16 protein-coding genes and 1 tRNA gene are annotated in these 17,596 nt (G+C 61.0%); 14 read left to right on the top strand and 3 right to left on the bottom strand.

What is annotated here, in order from left to right:
- Positions 1-63: 63 nt before the first annotated feature.
- A complete protein-coding gene (locus JJ917_09690; protein ID MBO6699091.1) occupies positions 64-1,104 on the bottom strand; it encodes a sugar ABC transporter substrate-binding protein in 1,041 nt (346 codons plus the stop codon).
- Positions 1,105-1,279: 175 nt separating this feature from the next.
- On the opposite strand from JJ917_09690, the gene JJ917_09685 reads away from it, so the two are divergent.
- The 7 genes from JJ917_09685 to JJ917_09655 all read left to right on the top strand — a co-directional run bounded on the left by JJ917_09685 (position 1,280) and on the right by JJ917_09655 (position 9,898).
- Positions 1,280-2,506 (top strand): ROK family protein, encoded by a 1,227-nt coding sequence (locus JJ917_09685; GenBank protein MBO6699090.1) that lies wholly within the window; start codon positions 1,280-1,282, stop codon positions 2,504-2,506.
- 131 nt (positions 2,507-2,637) lie between these two features.
- Positions 2,638-3,981, top strand: coding sequence for an amidohydrolase family protein (locus tag JJ917_09680; protein MBO6699089.1), 1,344 nt, complete (start codon positions 2,638-2,640; stop codon positions 3,979-3,981).
- 39 nt (positions 3,982-4,020) lie between these two features.
- Positions 4,021-5,004 carry a BMP family protein gene (locus JJ917_09675; GenBank protein ID MBO6699088.1) on the top strand — a complete coding sequence of 328 codons (984 nt, stop codon included), beginning with the start codon at positions 4,021-4,023 and terminating at the stop codon, positions 5,002-5,004.
- A gap of 11 nt (positions 5,005-5,015) precedes the next feature.
- Positions 5,016-6,368, top strand: coding sequence for an amidase (locus tag JJ917_09670; GenBank protein MBO6699087.1), 1,353 nt, complete (start codon positions 5,016-5,018; stop codon positions 6,366-6,368).
- Positions 6,365-7,912: an ABC transporter ATP-binding protein gene (locus tag JJ917_09665; GenBank protein MBO6699086.1), complete on the top strand. Its 1,548-nt coding sequence runs from the start codon at positions 6,365-6,367 to the stop codon at positions 7,910-7,912. The genes JJ917_09670 and JJ917_09665 overlap by 4 nt, the downstream gene beginning before the upstream one ends.
- Positions 7,902-8,951, top strand: a complete 1,050-nt coding sequence (locus JJ917_09660) for an ABC transporter permease (protein MBO6699085.1) — start codon at positions 7,902-7,904, stop codon at positions 8,949-8,951. Before JJ917_09665 ends, JJ917_09660 begins: the two co-directional genes overlap by 11 nt.
- Positions 8,952-8,956: 5 nt before the next feature.
- Complete coding sequence (locus JJ917_09655; protein ID MBO6699084.1) at positions 8,957-9,898, top strand: ABC transporter permease; 942 nt, start codon at positions 8,957-8,959, stop codon at positions 9,896-9,898.
- A 46-nt stretch (positions 9,899-9,944) separates the two neighbouring features.
- Here JJ917_09655 and JJ917_09650 read toward each other — a convergent pair.
- Positions 9,945-10,020 (bottom strand) — tRNA-Ala (locus tag JJ917_09650).
- Between the two features lie 161 nt (positions 10,021-10,181).
- Complete coding sequence (locus JJ917_09645; protein MBO6699083.1) at positions 10,182-10,622, bottom strand: TIGR02300 family protein; 441 nt, start codon at positions 10,620-10,622, stop codon at positions 10,182-10,184.
- A 227-nt stretch (positions 10,623-10,849) separates the two neighbouring features.
- Between JJ917_09645 and aroA the strand changes: the two genes are divergently transcribed.
- The 7 genes from aroA (at position 10,850) to JJ917_09610 (ending at position 17,592) form a co-directional block, all read left to right on the top strand.
- On the top strand, positions 10,850-12,205 hold the full coding sequence (gene aroA / locus JJ917_09640; GenBank protein MBO6699082.1) for a 3-phosphoshikimate 1-carboxyvinyltransferase: 1,356 nt from the start codon (positions 10,850-10,852) through the stop codon (positions 12,203-12,205).
- A complete protein-coding gene (locus JJ917_09635; protein ID MBO6699081.1) occupies positions 12,198-12,836 on the top strand; it encodes a (d)CMP kinase in 639 nt (212 codons plus the stop codon). The genes aroA and JJ917_09635 overlap by 8 nt, the downstream gene beginning before the upstream one ends.
- 207 nt (positions 12,837-13,043) lie before the next feature.
- The gene (rpsA, locus tag JJ917_09630) at positions 13,044-14,753 is read left to right on the top strand and encodes a 30S ribosomal protein S1 (GenBank protein ID MBO6699080.1); all 1,710 of its coding nucleotides are present in this window, start codon (positions 13,044-13,046) and stop codon (positions 14,751-14,753) included.
- 163 nt (positions 14,754-14,916) lie between these two features.
- A complete protein-coding gene (gene sppA, locus JJ917_09625; protein MBO6699079.1) occupies positions 14,917-15,885 on the top strand; it encodes a signal peptide peptidase SppA in 969 nt (322 codons plus the stop codon).
- 51 nt (positions 15,886-15,936) lie between these two features.
- Positions 15,937-16,230, top strand: a complete 294-nt coding sequence (locus JJ917_09620; protein ID MBO6699078.1) for an integration host factor subunit beta — start codon at positions 15,937-15,939, stop codon at positions 16,228-16,230.
- Positions 16,230-16,592: a LapA family protein gene (locus tag JJ917_09615; protein MBO6699077.1), complete on the top strand. Its 363-nt coding sequence runs from the start codon at positions 16,230-16,232 to the stop codon at positions 16,590-16,592. The genes JJ917_09620 and JJ917_09615 overlap by 1 nt, the downstream gene beginning before the upstream one ends.
- Before the next feature lie 37 nt (positions 16,593-16,629).
- Positions 16,630-17,592 (top strand): ornithine cyclodeaminase family protein, encoded by a 963-nt coding sequence (locus JJ917_09610; GenBank protein ID MBO6699076.1) that lies wholly within the window; start codon positions 16,630-16,632, stop codon positions 17,590-17,592.
- Positions 17,593-17,596 lie beyond the last annotated feature (4 nt).

Genomic DNA, 17,596 nt, shown 5'->3' with positions numbered 1-17,596 from the left:
TTTGAAAAAGGCGGACCGAAGCCCGCCTTCTTGCCGAAGTGTCTTGCAAAGGCAGGTGTCAGATCAACCCCAGCAGCGGTCCATGCCCTCGGCGGTGTCGATGCTGTCCACACCATCGACAGGATTGTCGGTAACCAGTGCAACGCCAGTGTCGAAGAAGTCCTTGCCTTCGGTCGCAGCCGGGGCCGTGCCATTGGCCGCCCATTCGGCGATTGCTTCGATACCGAGAGATGCCATCAGTAGCGGATATTGCTGCGATGTCGCACCGATAACGCCGTCAGCGACATTCTGGACACCTGGGCAACCGCCATCGACTGAAACGATGAGCACATCATCTTGGCGGCCAATGGCGCGCAGCGCCTCAAAGGCGCCAGCGGCAGCAGGCTCGTTGATCGTGTAGACAACATTGATCGTGGGATCGACAGCCAGCAGGCTTTCCATCGCGCGGCGACCACCTTCCTCATTACCGGCGGTCACCTCGTTGCCAACAATGCGGGGATCGTTTTCATCACCCCACCGGTTGGGATCGCCAAGGTCGATTCCAAAGCCTTGCAGGAAGCCCTGATCGCGCAGCACGCCAACGGTCGGCTGGCTAACGGCAAGATCGAGCATGGCAATGCGCGCATCGGCAGCATCATCGCCTAAGGCGGCTGCCGCCCACTGGCCGATCAACTCACCGGCGAGAAAATTGTCGGTTGCAAACGTCATGTCGGCGGCGTCAATCGGCTCCAGCGGTGTATCGAGCGCGATCACCAAGATGCCCGCGTCGCGCGCCTGCTGAACGGCCGGCACGATGGCTGAGGTGTCCGACGCGGTGAGTAAGATCCCGCTCGCGCCGTTGGCGATGCACGTCTCGATGGCAGCAACCTGCGTTTCATGGTCACCGTCAATGCGTCCAGCAAAGGAGGACAGCTCAATGCCAAGCTCCTCAGCGGCCGCCGATGCACCTTCACGCATTTTCACGAAGAACGGGTTGGTATCGGTCTTGGTAATCAGGCAGGCCGAAACATCGCCATGATTGTCGGCCGATGCGATGGACGCCGTGCCAGCCAAACCGGCGGCAGCGACAGCAACAAGGGCGGTGCTTGCGATTAGGTTCTTCATAGGTTCCTCCCGAGGATCATTTTTCTTGGGTCCTTTTGGTCCACCACGCACCGCACCAAACTGGCGGTCTGGGCGCGAGATGAGCGCCAAGGTAAGCAGACGGTCCGGCCCGCGTCAATAAATAAGTAAACTTGATTTAATAATTAAACTGCCTAGGCTGGGTCCAGAGGAAGCAATGGAACAAAGCCCGCGAACAGCACCGAGCCGTAGCGCCGCCAGCGGCGACGGGGCCAACCCGTCGCGGTTGCGCAACCACAATGAGCGCCTGGTTCTTTCGGTGGTGAAGAACGAAGGGCAGGTCGCCAGTTCGCAGATCGCGCGCCTGACGTCACTGTCGGCGCAGACCGCTTCGATCATCACCCGATCGCTTCAAGCTGACGGCATGCTTTTGCGCGGCACCCCGCAAAAGGGACGCGTCGGAAAGCCTTCCATTCCGGTGTCGCTGAACCCTGAAGGTGCGCTCGCCTATGGGCTTCGCATTGGCCGGCGCGGCGCCGATCTCATCTTGATGAACATGGTTGGCGAGGTCGTCGCAACCCGCGCCACGCGCTACGCCTACCCCCTGCCGGAGATGATTGACGCCTTCGTGGACGAAAGCATTGCGTCCATTGGAAAGGCCCTGCCGGCCCACTTGCGCAGCCGGATCGTGGGCATCGGGGTTGCCTCGCCGTTTGGCCTTTGGAAAAAGGCCGATGCAGCCGGTGCGCCCGAAGAGATGATGGCGGCGTGGCGGGCTTATGATTTCGCAACCAGCTTTGCGGCCTTCACCGATCTGCCTGTTCTGCTCGCCAACGATGCGAGCATGGGCTGCAGCGGCGAATTGATGTTCGGCGCGGCGCAGGCGCTTTCTGACTTTTTGTATTTTTATGTCGGCGCCTTTGTCGGCGGTGGAGTCGTGCTTGGCGGGCAGGTGTTCTTTGGCAAGACAGGCAATGCCGGTGCATTCGGCACGCTGATGGTCGACAATATCGATGCCCAGCCGAACCAGCTAGTCCACAGCGCCTCGATCTACATGTTGGAGCGCGACCTATCAGCTGAAGCCGGTGAAGGCATACGCCTGCGCAGCGACTCCGCTGAGTGGGGCTTGGCAAATCCGCGTGTCGATGCCTGGGTCACGCACACCGCGCGGGCACTCGCCACTGCGGCGGTTTCGGCCGCCGCCGTCGTTGATGTGGCCAAAGCCGTGGTCGATGGTGGCTTTCCCCAGGCCATCAAGGACGAGATGATCGCGCGCATGCGCAGCGCCCTCAAAGAGCTGGATACGCAGGAAATATCGCCGATCGCGGTCCAGGCCGGTCAGCTCGGTCGATCGGCGGCGGCGATGGGCGCGGCCTACCAGCCGATCCTGGCTGCCCATTTTCTCGAAGGCAGTCAGTTCGGTACCCTGTCAGCAGTTGTCTGACGGCCATTCATGCGCCCCTGCTTATTCCCTGTGCATGCTCTTGCACTAGGCACGTTTCCCTGCGTCCTGCAGTTGACAGCACCCGCGCCAAGCGCGACCCTTAGCCGGTTACCCACCCGTAAAGGTGCTGAATGCTAGATCTTGTCGTGCGCCGCACGCGGCTCCACAAGCCGACCGACTTTTCCGCAATCGCTGGTGATGACGCAGGCCCAAACACACTGGTCGATGTCGCGATCCAGAGCGGCACCATCGTCGAGATTGCGCCCGACCTTAAGGTCGAAGCGGAGAACGAGATCGACGGAAACGGTTACCTCCTGGCACCGCCTTTCGTTGACCCGCATTTCCATATGGACGCGACGCTTAGCCTCGGCATTCCGCGGCTCAACGTTTCCGGTACCCTGTTGGAAGGCATCGCGCTTTGGGGCGAGCTGAAGCCGCAACTGACGGTCGAAGCGGTCAAGGAGCGCGCGCTGCGCTACTGCGATTTGGCGGTTTCGCAAGGGCTGTTGGCTATCCGTACCCATGTCGATGTTTGCGACGATAGCCTGACCGCGGTCGATGCTTTGCTTGAGGTCCGCAGCGAGGTTGCCCATTACATCGATCTGCAGCTTGTGGCCTTTCCGCAAGACGGGCTCTTCCGCTCTGCGAACGCCGAGCAAAATCTGCTGCGCGCACTCGACAAAGGCGTCGATGTTGTCGGCGGCATTCCCCATTTCGAGCGCACCATGGCCGATGGCGCCGCCTCGGTGACGAGGCTTTGCGAGATCGCCGCGGAGCGAGGACTGCCCGTCGACCTCCACTGCGATGAGACCGATGATCCGAACTCCCGCCACATCGAGACATTGGCAGCCGAGACAACGCGTCTCGGGCTTGGCGACCGCGTCGTTGGCTCGCACACCACATCCATGCATTCGATGGACAATTACTACGTCTCCAAGCTCATTCCGCTGATCGCCGAAAGCGGCATGCACATCGTGCCCAATCCGCTGATCAACATTACCCTGCAAGGCCGCTCCGACACCTATCCCAAGCGCCGTGGCCTTACCCGTGTGCCTGAGCTGCGCGCTGCTGGCGTGAATGTCTCCTTTGGGCAGGATTGCTGCATGGACCCTTGGTATCCGCTCGGTTCCGGCGACATGCTGGAGGTCGCTCACATGGCCGTGCATGCTCTTCCGATGACATCGCGCGAAGGCATGGCGTGGGCGTTCGACAGCGTGACCCGAGGTGGCGCACTTGCCATAGGTCTGCCTGACCCGACATTGCGCGTCGGCGGCACGGCTAGCTGCGTCCTGCTGCAAGCAACCGATCCGATTGAGGCGGTGCGCATGAAACCGACACGGCTTGTTGTCATTCGCGACGGCAAAGTGATTTCCAAAACGCCGCCACGCCTGGTCACGCTTAATCTGGCTGGTCGTCCGTCCAGCCTCGACCCTGCCGCCTATGCCCCACCAGCGGCAAACGGCACGCCGTCCTGACCCCATTTGTCTGACTTGCTCCCAACGAAAGGAAACCTCATGACCTTCAAAATCACCCGCCGCACGGCGCTTCTTGGTGCGGCGTCGACGCTTGCCATGCCCGCCATCTTGCGCGGCGCCTACGCCATGGACCCGGTGAAGGTTGCCGGTGTGCACAACAGCCCGGTCGAGAACGCCTGGAACTCGCGCATCCATCTGGCGCTTCAGCAGGCGGCTGAAGCCGGCAAGATCACGTATGAGTTTTCTGAATCTGTCGCGCCCAGCGATTACCCACGCGCCATGCGCGAATATGCCGAGTCCGGCGTTCAGCTGATCTGGGGCGAGAGCTATGCAGTGGAAAACGAAGCGCGCGAAGTGGCCGCCGATTATCCCGACGTCGCCTTCCTGATGGGCTCGTCCGGCGGGCCAGTTGGCGACAATTTCGGCGTCTTCGGCACACGAAACCATGAGGCGGCGTACCTGGCCGGCATGCTGGCCGGCACGATGTCGGAAACCAACACATTTGGATCTGTTGGTGGGTTCCCGATTCCTGAGGTCAACCTGCTCATCAACGCCTTCCGCATGGGTGTGAGCGAAGTGAACCCGGACGCAACGTTCTTGAATGGCTTCATTGGTGCCTGGTTCGATCCAGCACGCGCCAAGGAAGCGGCGATTGCACAGATCGACGCTGGCGCGGACATTCTGTTCGGCGAGCGTATCGGTACCGCCGACGCCGCCGAAGAGCGCGGCATCAAGGCCATCGGATCCTTGATCGACTACACGCCGCGCTACCCCGAGACGGTGTTTGCTAACGCCATCTGGAACTACGGTCCGACTATCGATGCGATCGTCGCCGATGTGATCGCTGGCAATCCTGTCGGCAAGGATTACACCGAGTTCTCGTTCATGAAGCATGGCGGCAATGAGCTTATCTATGTCGCTGATATGGTGCCGGCCGAGGCCATCCCGCCGATGGAAGCGAAACAGGCGATGATCGTTGCCGGTGACTTCGACGTGCCGATTGACGCAGACGAACCGTCCTAAGGTTTCTCGTCTTGAACGATGCGACATCCCTCGCCGCAGACATTGCGGCGGGGACCCTCTCAGCCTCGGCCTGCATGGAAGCATCGCTGGAAGCTGCGCAGGCGCACGCCGCGCTCGGCGCTGTCGCAAGGATCGAACCCGAATTTGGGCGAGAGGCTGCCCGCCTGGCCGACGCTTGCCCTCCCGAGCGGCGTGGCCCCTTTCACGGTGTTCCGTTTCTCGCCAAAGATCTCGGCGCCCATGCCCGTGGCCTGGCGCCAGCAGCGGGCAATCCCGTGCTGCGCGAACGCAATTGCGATCCCGACGAGGATGATGATCTTTTCGTCCGGTTTCGTGCGTCCGGGCTGTCGCCCTTCGGCTTGACGACGGTGCCCGAGTTTGGATTGGCTCTGACCAGCGAGCCACCAGAGGCGGTACCGGCGCGCAACCCTTGGAATCTGGACTATTCACCCGGCGGCTCGTCGGGCGGCGCGGCGGCGGCCGTAGCGGCCGGCATCGTCGCCATCGCCCATGCCACCGATGCGGCAGGTTCCATTCGCGTACCCGCTGCCTGCTGCGGATTGATTGGCCTGAAACCCTCGCGCGATCGCAGTCCTGGCGGGCCATCGTTCCTCAATCATCTGATGGGTATTGCCTCGCAACTTGTGCTTGCCCGAAGTGTCCGTGATGTCACCACCGCCTTCAATGCGGTCAAAACCAACCGCGGACGCAGCGAGCGTTCGGTGAAACGCATCGCGTTAGCGACACCTTCGCGCTACTCTGACGCCACCAACGCGCAGACCGAAGACGCAGCCAGGCTTCTGACGTCGCTCGGCTATGAAACCACTGTAAGCCCAAGTCTTGATAGCCTCGGCCTTGAAGCGCATAGCCTGGCCCGCACCGTGTTCCGGGTGGGTCTTGCCAACTGGTTTGCCCTTGAAGACTTTGGACGCGATGCCGTGACACCCATCGCCTTCGCCATCGCCGAAGAAGGTCGCGCGCTGGCCTCAACAGATATCTACACGCTTAGTAAGGACATTGCGCGGTTCACTTATCTGGCCGACCAGCTGTTTGACGACGTCGATGCCATCCTCTGCCCAGTGCTCGCAGATGGTCCGCCCAAAGTTGGCGCGCTCGATCCCAATCAGACGAACCCAGAGGAGCGGTTTGATCAGATGGAGGCAATCGCGCCCAACGTGGCCCTTGCAAACGCCGGTGGTTTGCCAGCGATCGCTTTGCCGTTCGGCATGCTTAACGAAATGCCGTTTGGCGTGCAGCTTCTTGGTCCGCAAGGGTCAGACGAAGACCTTTTGGCCGTTGCGGCCGCGTTCGAGGCGGCGGCACCGATGCTTGCCTTCCCCCATCCGATCGCGGGCCTGTCATGAACCTGCACAAAGGCACGCCGGTCCTGGAGCTGTCCGATATCACCATGCGCTTCGGCCCGCTGGTCGCCAATGACGCGATTTCGATCACGCTCGGTGAGGGTGAGATTCTCGCCCTGCTTGGTGAAAACGGTGCCGGCAAAACGACGCTGATGAACATCCTTTTCGGCCACTACACCGCCGATGAAGGCTCTGTGAAAGCGTTGGGCGAAACCCTGCCGCCCGGCAAGCCTCGCGCTGCCATCGAAGCTGGTGTCGGCATGGTCCACCAGCATTTCACGCTGGCCGGTAATTTGACCGTGCTTGAAAACGTCATGCTCGGCTCGCAGCCACTGACCAAGCTAACCAGCGGGCGTGAAGCGGCAGAGAAAAAGCTGCAAGATCTAGCCGATCGGTTTGGTCTTCCAGTTCATCCCCACGCTCGCATCGCCGACCTGTCCGTGGGTGAGCGCCAGCGTGTGGAGATTCTCAAAGCGCTCTATCGCGATGCGCGCATTCTCATTCTCGACGAGCCGACAGCGGTGCTTGCCCGGCCTGAGGCCGAACGCCTGTTTTTCACGCTGCGCGACATGGCCTCCAAAGGACTCTCGATTATCTTCATCTCGCACAAACTCCACGAGGTGATGGCGGGCTCCGACCGGGTGACGGTGTTGCGTGGCGGCAAGGTTGTCGCTGAGCGCAAGACCGCTGAAACCAACCCTGCTGAACTGGCCGCGCTGATGGTCGGGCGCCAAGTCGCACGGCCAAAACGCGAAAGTCAGGCCGCTGGCGCGCCAGTGATATCGGCCCGCAATGTCAGCTTTGGGCCGCCGGGCGAGCGGACGCTGGACGCGATCAATTTCGAGGTTCGTGCGGGCGAGATTCTCGGCATTGTCGGCGTCTCCGGCAATGGCCAGTCGGCGCTAGGGGCGCTCCTATCGGGCCTGACCGCGCCGAGCGACGGCGAGGTGCTCTATGCCGGTGATAGCGATGCGCCGCGCAACATGGCAACGCTTACCCCGCGCCAGCTTGTCGAGGCTGGCATTGGCCGCATTCCTGAAGATCGGCACGCCGAAGGCATGGTCGGCGAATTTGCTGTTTGGGAAAATATGGTGCTTGAGCAAATCAAGACCGACCGCTTCGCCAGGCGCGGCTTTGTGCGACGCGGGGCAGGTCAAGCCCATGCCACTGATCTCATCGAGCGGTTCGATGTGCGCGGTGCCGGACCGCAGACGCGAACACGGCTTCTATCCGGCGGCAATATGCAAAAGCTGATCCTGGCACGCGTTCTGGCTGCAGGCCCGCGTTTTATCATTGCCAACCAACCGACGCGGGGGCTGGATGAAGGTGCGATTGCCGCCGTGCACGAGCATCTGCTCAATGCCCGCAAGGAGGGTGCGGCCATCCTTCTCATCTCCGAGGAATTGGAGGAGGCGACCGCGCTGTCGGATCGCATTCAGGCAATTCTGAAAGGCCGGCTTTCAGCGCCGATCACCGCCGAGGAGGCCAGTGCCGAGCGGCTTGGTCTGATGATGGCGGGCATGTGGGGCGAAGCCGATGCGGCTTGAACGACGCACCGATGTGCCGCTTGGCTTGGTGTTGACGGCGCCATTGGCTGCGATACTCGTGGCCCTGATACTTGGCTCCGGCCTGATCGCCTTGGCAGAGGTCAATCCGCTGACGGCCTATGGTCACATGCTGGATGGAGCCTTTGGGTCGCGCCTTGCCATCACTGAAACGCTGACCCGCGCCACGCCGCTTATCCTGACCGGTCTGGCCGCAGCCGTCGCCTTTCGCGCCAAGCTTTGGAACATTGGCGGGGAGGGCCAATTCTATCTCGGCGCGTTGATGACCGCTTGGCTCGGACATTCGATCGTTGTCGGCCTTCCAACGCCGCTCGCTTTTGGCATTATCATCCTTTTTGGCATGCTGGCCGGTTCGGCCCTACTTGCCGGACCAGCCTTTCTGCGTCTGCGCTTCGGTATCGACGAGGTCGTCACCACGCTGCTCCTCAACTTTGTGGTTCTGCTGTTCGTCGGCTTGATGATCGAGGGGCCGATGCGCGACCCGCTTGCCTTCGGTTGGCCGCAGTCGGTGCCAGTCGAACGATCCTTGCGACTGCCCGATCTTGTCGACCGTTCCCGCCTTCACGTCGGGCTGCTGATCGCTATCGCCGCGGCCGCCATTGTCTGGCTTGTCCTTGAGCGCACGGTTTTCGGCATGGAAAGCAAAGCTGCTGGCCTGAATGCCCGGGCTGCATCCTTCGCCGGCATTTCGCTGCCACGCACCATCATGGGCACCGCCTTGCTGTCAGGTGGCTTGGCAGGGCTTGCCGGCACCGTTGAGGTTCTCGGCGTGACCGGCAATGTCACTACCACCCTGTCACCCGGCTTTGGCTATTCCGGTATCGTTGTCGCGATGCTAGCCGCGTTGCATCCGATAGGCGTGGTGGCGGCAGCGGTCTTCGTCGCCACCATCTTTGTTGGCGCCGATGCCATGGCGCGGGCAACCGGCGTACCGAGCTTCATCGCCGACGTCATCATGGCGGTCAGCCTTTTGTGCATGCTGGTGGCGCTGCTTTTCGCCAGTTACCGGATCAGGAGGTAGGCGGCATGGGCGAGGCCATCGACATTCTCACCAGCGCGAGCCTTTGGGCGGCAGTTCTGCGTATCGCCACGCCATTGATCTTCGGCGTGCTCGGTGCGCTGCTCTGCGAACGCGCCGGCGTCCTCAATCTCGGCATTGAAGGCATCATGACCATGGGAGCCATGGTTGGGTGGTTGACGGTTTTTCTCGGCGCGGACCTTTGGACGGGCCTGTTGGTAGCCGCGCTGTCGGGCACGCTGATGGGCTTGTTGCATGCCATGCTGACGGTGCCGCTTGGTCTCTCCCAACATGTCTCGGGTCTGGGGATCACGCTCTTCGCGGCTTCGCTCTCTTATTTCCTCTACCGCTTGATCGTGGAGGTCGGCGACCTGCCACCGACCATTGAGCCTTTTCAAGCGATCTTTATTCCGGGGCTTTCAGAACTGCCGTTTGTTGGCCCGGTGCTTTTTCAGCAAAGCGCGCCGACCTATCTGGCGCTCGCCTGCGTGGCGATCATGGCCTATGTCCTGGCACGCACGCCGCTCGGCCTGGCGATCCGCATGACCGGCGAGAACCCCCATGCCGTCGATGCGCAGGGCCTGGACCCCTTGATGATTCGTATCGGCGCGGTGATGGCCGGGTCAGCGCTGATGGCGGTCGGCGGCGCGTTTTTGACCATGGCAGCGTTCAACAGCTTCTTCCCTGACATGGTGCAGGGTCGCGGCTGGATTTGCATCGCGTTGGTGGTCTTCGCGTCCTGGCGACCTGGCAAAGCGCTGATCGGCGCGCTGTTGTTCGCGCTCTTTGACGCCTTCCAATTGCGCTTGCAGACCGTGGTCGAAGGCGTGCCCTACCAGCTGTTCCTGATGGCACCTTATCTGCTGTCGATCGCCGCGCTCATCTTGGTCGCCCGCCGCGCACAAGTCCCCGAAGCCCTGATGGTACCCTACCGACGCGGCGAGCGCTGACCACGCAAAGAGCGGACGGCAGGAGAGTCGAATGGTCTACGGAAAATGGTGGAGCCAAGGAGGATCGAACTCCTGACCTCTTCGCTGCCAGCGAAGCGCTCTCCCAGCTGAGCTATGGCCCCATATGGGTCCGCGCAGTGACTGCCAATCAGCATTCCGGCGCGGGCGTATTTGGCGTCTTTACGTCAGGCTTTAAGGGTGGTCAACCGGCCAATGCACAGCGCAAGGCACAGTTTTCGCCACCCCAACCTGGTCCGTTCGTCAAGGACAGTGCGCAGCCGACCTAGGTGTCGTCATCGTCCCGGCCGGGAATAACGGCGACAGCCGGATCGGCGTCATCGTCGTCATCTTCCAGGAACGTGTCATCGTCTTCGCTGACGGCATCATCGCCATCGATGTCGGTCGTGTCGATGTCGGGAATGACGTCGGCATTGTCATCATCATCGTCATCATCGTCGTCATCAAGCGTGCCTTTGGGCTCTGCTTCTTCCAGCGATACAACTTCAACGTCGCCGGTATCTTCGCTGTCGACGGTCTCAGTTTCTTCTTTTTCGGTCTTCTCTTCCTCTTCTGCCGGCTTGGTCGTCTTTTTCGTCAGATCGAAGGCCGAAAGCGGATAAGAGGTGCCCGTATAGGGCGAGACCACCGGATCACGTCCGAGATCATAGAATTTCTTGCCGGTCTCAGGGCAGATGCGTTTTGTGCCCAGCTGTTGTTTGGCCACGCCAGAACCTCATTGTATGTCGCTAAGTGTTATTGTGTGCTGGGCTGTACGCCCGCCGAATGGAACGGCGTGATAGACATGGTTTACACGCCAAGTCAAAGCCGAAAAGTGCAAGATCAATCTCTGCCAGACAATTGCACCGGCCGATCAGGCTTGTCATAAGGCCTCGCGCTTTGCCATTGCAGGCCAAGTCAAGACTCTGATCTGCCAACCTTCGAGGCTTTTTCATGGACGCATCCGGCGGCCCGCAACCCCTTCGCGCGCATCGCGCCAATGCCCTGCGCGGTTCGGTCCGCGTGCCCGGCGACAAGTCGATGTCACATCGCGCCCTCATCCTTGGCACGCTGGCGCGCGGCACAACGCGCATTTCCGGTCTGCTGGAAGGCGAAGATGTGCTCGCTACCGCCGATGCGATGCGCCAGTACGGCGCAAAGATCGCCCGCGGCGAGGATGGTGTTTGGACCGTCGATGGCGTTGGCGTCGGAGCCTTGCTCGAACCGGAACAGGTGATCGATTGCGGCAATGCCGGCACGGGCGTGCGCCTTATCATGGGCATGGCGGCTGCCTATCCCTTCGCGTCCACGTTCACCGGCGATGGATCCTTGCGCAAACGGCCCATGAAAAGGGTGCTCGATCCGTTGCAGGAGATGGGGGTCCAGGTGCTGGCGCGCGATGGCGGGCTATTGCCTTTGACCATCCGTGGCAACGAAACGCCCTTGCCGATCACTTACACTGTGCCGATGCCCTCGGCGCAGGTGAAGTCGGCGGTTCTAATGGCGGCGCTTTCCACCGAAGGCACGACCACCGTTATCGAGCCGATCCCGACCCGCGATCATTCCGAACGGATGATCAAGGGCTTCGGCGGTGATCTGACCGTTGAGGAGAATGCGGACGGTTCGCGGACGATCACGGTTGAGGGCGGCAAGGTGCTGCAAGCGCAAGACGTGACCATACCCGCTGACCCCTCTTCGGCGGCCTTCCCCCTGGTCGCCGCTCTGATTGCACCGGACAGCGAGGTCGTCATTCAAGACGTCATGCTCAATCCAACGCGCACCGGCCTGATCACCACGCTGCAGGAAATGGGTGCCGACCTCACCATCACCAACCGCCGCACCGAAGGCGGCGAAGAACTGGCGGACATCACCGCCCGAATGTCAAAGCTGAAAGGCATCACCGTGCCGGCTGAGCGCGCGCCGTCCATGATCGACGAATACCCAGTGCTTGCCGTTGCCGCCTCCTTTGCCGAAGGCGAAACGCATATGCCGGGCTTGCACGAGCTGCGGGTGAAGGAATCCGACCGTTTGGCCGCTGTCGTTGACGGGCTGAGGGCGAATGGCGTTGCGACCGAGCATGGCGAAGACTGGCTGACGGTGACCGGTATGGCAGGCGCCGTGCCGGGTGGCGGCACGGTTGTGACCCATCTCGATCATCGCATCGCCATGGCTTTCCTGGTCATGGGCCTTGCCTCGCAACAACCCGTCACCGCTGACGATGGACGGGTGATAGCCACCAGCTTCCCAGCTTTTGAGGGATTGATGAGCGACCTTGGTGCAACCTTCTCACGGCCGACTGACCATGGCTGACCCACTCGTCATCGCCGTTGACGGACCGGCGGCGTCCGGCAAGGGCACGATTTCCAAACAGTTGGCGCAGCATTTCGGCCTGAAGCACCTGGATACCGGCCTGATCTACCGTGCGGTCGGGCTTGCCATGTTGGAATCCGGTGGCGACCTAGACGATCGGGCGGCTTGCGAGACGGTCGCCAAATCGCTCGACCTTACAAAGCTCGATCCCAACGTTTTGGCGCAGCACCATGTTGGCGAGGCAGCCTCGAAGGTGGCGGTGCATCCACCGGTTCGCGCCGCGCTTCTCAACGCCCAGCGCGCGTTTGCTGGCACCCATCCCGGTGCCGTGCTCGATGGCCGCGACATCGGCACCGTGGTTTGCCCCAACGCGCCGGCCAAGCTTTTCATCACCGCCAGCCTGGAAGCACGTGCGCAGCGCCGCCATGCCCAGGCCGTGCAAAAAGACCCCTCGGTCACACTCGATGCGATCAAGGTTGATCTCGCCAAGCGCGACGCACGCGATGCAGGCCGCGCACAAGCGCCTTTGGCGCAGGCAAGCGATGCCCTGTTGCTCGATACCACAAACTTGGGTATAGACGCCGCGTTCGAGGCCGCGCGGGCTTTTGTGGCGACCAAGCTACACGCCTAAGCTAACCGAACGATACACTGGCCTACACCGTTAAGCCCTGCACCTATCGCGCCCCAGCCGGTTGGAGCTTCATCGCATCCACCGCTTAGCATCGTGCAGTTGCCCGAAAATTGTCGGGTCCTGGCTTGCGGGATGGGCTGAAACCAACACCAACCATTTTCGGCTTTTGGGCCGAACGGGCGCAGGAAAGAAAAGACATACATGGCTATGACAGACACGAGCGCAGCCGCGTTCGAGAACGAAGATTTTGCAGCTCTCCTGGAAGAGAGCTTTGACGGCAACGACGTCCTTGAAGGTTCCGTTGTCAAAGGCACCGTGATCGGCATTGAGAAAGATCTCGCCGTCATCGATGTCGGCCTGAAAACCGAAGGCCGGGTGCCGCTGAAAGAATTCGGCGCAACCGCCAAAGATGGCGGCCTGTCGGTCGGCGATGAAGTTGAAGTTTACCTGGAGCGCGTCGAGAACGCGATGGGTGAAGCTGTCCTCTCACGCGACAAAGCACGCCGCGAAGAAAGCTGGGACAAGCTGGAAGTGGCGTTCAACGCCAACGAGAAAGTCACCGGTCAGATCTTCAATGTGGTCAAAGGTGGTTACACCGTCGATCTCGATGGCGCCGTGGCCTTCCTGCCCCGCTCCCAGGTTGATATCCGTCCCGTGCGTGACATCCAGCCACTGATGAACACGCCGCAGCCGTTCCAAATCCTGAAAATGGACAAGCGTCGCGGCAACATCGTCGTTTCCCGCCGCGTGGTGCTCGAAGAGAGCCGTGCCGAACAGCGCCAGGAGCTGGTGCAGAATCTGGCCGAAGGTCAGGTGATCGATGGTATCGTGAAAAACATCACCGAGTACGGCGCGTTCGTCGATCTGGGTGGCATCGATGGTCTCTTGCACGTCACCGACATTGCATGGCGCCGCGTGAACCATCCTTCGGAAGTTCTTTCCATCGGTCAGACCGTCAAAGTCCAGATCGTGCGTATCAACCACGAAACGCACCGCATCTCGCTAGGCATGAAGCAGCTTGAAGCCGATCCGTGGGATGGCATCGAAGCCAAATACCCAGCTGGCGCCCGTATGACAGGCCGCGTGACCAACGTCACCGATTACGGTGCATTCGTTGAGCTGGAGCCAGGTATTGAAGGCCTGATCCACGTGTCGGAAATGTCCTGGACCAAGAAGAACGTTCACCCGTCCAAGCTGGTTTCCACCAGCCAGGAAGTGGATGTCATGATCTTGGAAGTCGACCCCAACAAGCGCCGCATTTCGCTTGGTCTGAAACAGACCCTGTCCAACCCATGGGATTCGTTCGCTGAGCAATTCCCCGCCGGTTCGATCGTTGAAGGTGAAGTGAAGAACAAGACCGAGTTCGGTCTGTTCGTTGGCCTGGAAGGCGACATTGACGGCATGGTCCACCTGTCGGATCTCGACTGGAACCGTCCGGGCGAAGACGTCATCGAAGAGTATGAGCGCGGTCAGATGATCCGTGCCCAGGTTCTTGATGTCGACACCGATAAAGAGCGCATTTCGCTTGGCATCAAGCAGCTTGGCGATGATCCGTTCGACGCCGCGTCCGACACGGTGCGCCGTGGCGCTGTGGTGACCTGTGAGGTGACCGTGGTTCAGGACAATGGCGTGGAAGTGAAGATCGTCGATACCGATCTGACCGCCTTCGTTCGTCGTTCCGATTTGGCCCGCGATCGCGACGATCAGCGTCCGGACCGTTTCTCGGTCGGCGACCGCTTCGATGCGCGTGTGACCCAGTTCGACCGCAAGACCCACCGCGTATCGGTGTCGGTCAAGGCGCTGGAAATCGCCGAGGAAAAAGAAGCCGTGGCACAGTACGGGTCTTCGGACTCCGGTGCATCGCTCGGCGATATTCTCGGTGCCGCGCTGAAAGGCGACGACGACAAGAACGACTAAGCCTCGCTGGTCTGACAATGCATTTGAAGGCCGGGCCCGTGTGGTCCGGCTTTTTTCTTGCGCGGTTTTTGCGCAGTGCCACGGTCTTGTTGCGGCCATGGCAAGCTGCTAGCCAACGCACACCATCCCAATTGTCGGCCATCGCATACGGAGTTCATCACCTATGAGCATGGACAGCTTGACCGCTGAAGCATTGGTGGAACGTCGCCGCCTGCGCCGCTCGCGCAGCTTTTGGCGAGTCTTGGCGGTGCTGTTTTTGGTTGGTTTGGTGCTCGCGGTCATCGGTCAAACCACCGGGCTGTTCGAGCGGCTTGACGGACGAGGCGAACACATTGCCCGCGTTGAGCTCGACGGCTTCATCGATTTTGACGATGCTTTCGTCGATCTCCTGGAAGATTTGGAAGACGATGACGACGTCAAAGCCGTCATCCTAGAGATCAACTCGCCCGGCGGTATCGCGGTCGCCGGCGAGACCATTTATTCACATCTGCGTGAACTTGGCCAAGCCAAGCCCCTGGTTTCCGTCATTGAAGGCATCGGCACGTCGGCTGCTTACTTGGCGGCCAGTGCCGGCGAACACATCGTCGCCCGCAACGGTTCCATCGTCGGATCGATAGGCGTGGTCGCGCAGTTTCCTGATGTCTCCCAACTGCTCGATACGGTCGGTGTGAACATGTATGAGGTGCGGTCTGGCGAGCTGAAAGCGCAGCCCTCGATCTTTTCGCCGCCAAGCGAGGAAGCGCTCGCTGAACTAGAGCGGCTGATCGCCGACAACTTCGATTGGTTTGTCGACCAGATCGAAGAGCGACGCGGCATTGATGGCGCGGTCATCCGTGGGTTTGAAGGCACGACCTTCACTGGTGCGCGCGGCGTCGAGGTCGGTCTTGTCGATACTGTCGGCGGGGAAGATGAGGCCATTGCCTATCTGGCTGCCAACCATGACATCGACAGTGAGATGGATGTGCTCGATCGGGCGCCTGAACGGCCCATGTCTTTTGCAGGACCGACGGCCTTGGCGCGTATTGCGCTTGGTCAAGGCGGCGCAGTGACCGTCGATGCAGAAGGCATTCGCGATGCCATGCGCGATGCAATGCTGCTTGACGGCATCCTGTCGCTTTGGCACGGTCGATGACGCAGATTTCCGGGCATACCGGGCTTTTTGAGGCGGCACGAGGATGATGGTGTGATCAAATCAGAGCTTATTCAGCGCATTACTGAGCGTAATCCCCATCTTTACCAGCGCGATATTGAAAACGTCGTCGGAGCTATTCTTGATACGGTGTCCGATGCGCTTGCACGTGGCGACCGGGTCGAACTGCGCGGCTTTGGCGCGTTCTCGGTGAAGCATCGCCCGGCGCGTGTTGGCCGCAACCCACGCACCGGCGAACAAGTGCAGGTGGATGCCAAGGCGGTACCGTTTTTCAAGACCGGAAAAGAAATGCGCCAGCGACTCAACCCCGGCGATGAGGGCGCTTGATGCTGGGTAAGCTTGCCAGTCGCCTCTGGACTGTCTTGATCGTTCTGCCGCTCGCGGTCGTGCTGATTGTCTTCAGCGTTGCCAACCGTCAGTCGGTGCAAATTTCGCTCGATCCTGTGGCAACCGACGCACCTTGGTTTGCCGTCAATGTGCCTTTGTTCGTGGCGCTGTTTGCCGCGCTCATTCTCGGCGTTCTGATCGGCGGCATCGCAACCTGGTTCACCCAGGGCGCTTACCGCAAAGAAGCCCGCCAGAAGAAGGTGGAAGCCACCAAACTCGCCCGCGAACGCGATGTGCAGAAAGAACAGCTGAACAAGCTTTCCGGCGCCCGTGCCTTACCGAGCCCAGCATCCCTGCGCTAACGCTCCCGTCGTCCTTGAACTGACGGGCGACTAGACCATGCGGATCATCACAGCCGCTGATATCGCCGAAGTCGCTGATTTTCGTGACCTGGTGGAGACGCTGCGCGAAACGTTCAGGCGTCCGCCAATCGCACCCCTGCGCCATCATCACACCATCGAACGGCCGGGCGATGCGCCCGATTCAACGCTTCTGATCATGCCCGCCTGGACCGACTTTGTTGGCCAGGGCAGTTCGGCCAAGGGTTACACCGGCGTGAAGGTGGTGTCGGTCGTGCCCGACAACAAGCTGCGCAATTTGCCCAGCGTTGTCGGCGCGTATCTGCTCTTATCGGGGGAAAGCGGTGTGCCACTGGCGCTGCTCGACGGCCAGGCACTCACACTCTGGCGAACGGCTGCGGCCTCGGCGCTGGCCTCATCCTATCTGTCACGCACCGACTCCAAACGGCTTTTGATGATAGGCGCCGGTGCGCTTGCACCCTACCTCATTCGCGCCCATTGCGCGGTGCGGCCGATCGAGCATGTGCTGATCTGGAACCGGTCACCGGAGCGCGCCGAAAAGGTGGCCAGTCGGTTGTCCGATATCCCTGCCCGCATCGCGGTCACCGATGATCTGGAAGGGGCTGTTCGCGGCGCCGATATCGTTTCCAGCGCAACCATGAGTGAGGTGCCGCTGATAGAGGGTATGTGGCTGTCGGCCGGCCAGCATGTTGATCTGGTCGGCGCATTCAAGCCAACGATGCGTGAGAGTGACAGCCACGCCATCACCAAGGCACGCGTCTTCTGCGATACGCGCGAGGGTGCCTTGAAGGAGTCCGGTGACCTGGCCATCCCGATCGAAGAGGGTCGGTTCTCGGCTGATGATGTGGCAGGCGATTTGTTCGACCTTTGCCGCGGTGAACGGGCCGGTAGACGGTTTTACGATCAGACCACCCTGTTCAAATCCGTCGGCACGGCTGCAGAAGATCTGGCCGTCGCGGCGCATGTGTTCGCCCGCGCCTAAAAAC

The organism is Hyphomicrobiales bacterium (genome assembly GCA_017642935.1).
Taxonomy (GTDB): domain Bacteria; phylum Pseudomonadota; class Alphaproteobacteria; order Rhizobiales; family MH13; genus MH13.
The sequence above is the reverse complement of the archived record's forward strand: the minus strand, read 5'-3'. Positions and strand labels throughout refer to the sequence as shown.

Excerpts from the sequence above, each read along its gene's own strand:
- JJ917_09665 (MBO6699086.1), top strand. The coding sequence starts at position 6,365 with ATGAACCTGCACAAAGGCACGCCGGTCCTGGAGCTGTCCGATATCACC.
- JJ917_09680 (MBO6699089.1), top strand. The coding sequence starts at position 2,638 with ATGCTAGATCTTGTCGTGCGCCGCACGCGGCTCCACAAGCCGACCGAC.
- aroA (MBO6699082.1), top strand. The coding sequence starts at position 10,850 with ATGGACGCATCCGGCGGCCCGCAACCCCTTCGCGCGCATCGCGCCAAT.
- JJ917_09675 (MBO6699088.1), top strand. The coding sequence starts at position 4,021 with ATGACCTTCAAAATCACCCGCCGCACGGCGCTTCTTGGTGCGGCGTCG.
- JJ917_09655 (MBO6699084.1), top strand. The coding sequence starts at position 8,957 with ATGGGCGAGGCCATCGACATTCTCACCAGCGCGAGCCTTTGGGCGGCA.
- JJ917_09690 (MBO6699091.1), bottom strand. The coding sequence starts at position 1,104 with ATGAAGAACCTAATCGCAAGCACCGCCCTTGTTGCTGTCGCTGCCGCC.
- JJ917_09660 (MBO6699085.1), top strand. The coding sequence starts at position 7,902 with ATGCGGCTTGAACGACGCACCGATGTGCCGCTTGGCTTGGTGTTGACG.
- JJ917_09615 (MBO6699077.1), top strand. The coding sequence starts at position 16,230 with ATGCTGGGTAAGCTTGCCAGTCGCCTCTGGACTGTCTTGATCGTTCTG.
- rpsA (MBO6699080.1), top strand. The coding sequence starts at position 13,044 with ATGACAGACACGAGCGCAGCCGCGTTCGAGAACGAAGATTTTGCAGCT.
- JJ917_09610 (MBO6699076.1), top strand. The coding sequence starts at position 16,630 with ATGCGGATCATCACAGCCGCTGATATCGCCGAAGTCGCTGATTTTCGT.
- JJ917_09635 (MBO6699081.1), top strand. The coding sequence starts at position 12,198 with ATGGCTGACCCACTCGTCATCGCCGTTGACGGACCGGCGGCGTCCGGC.
- sppA (MBO6699079.1), top strand. The coding sequence starts at position 14,917 with ATGAGCATGGACAGCTTGACCGCTGAAGCATTGGTGGAACGTCGCCGC.
- JJ917_09685 (MBO6699090.1), top strand. The coding sequence starts at position 1,280 with ATGGAACAAAGCCCGCGAACAGCACCGAGCCGTAGCGCCGCCAGCGGC.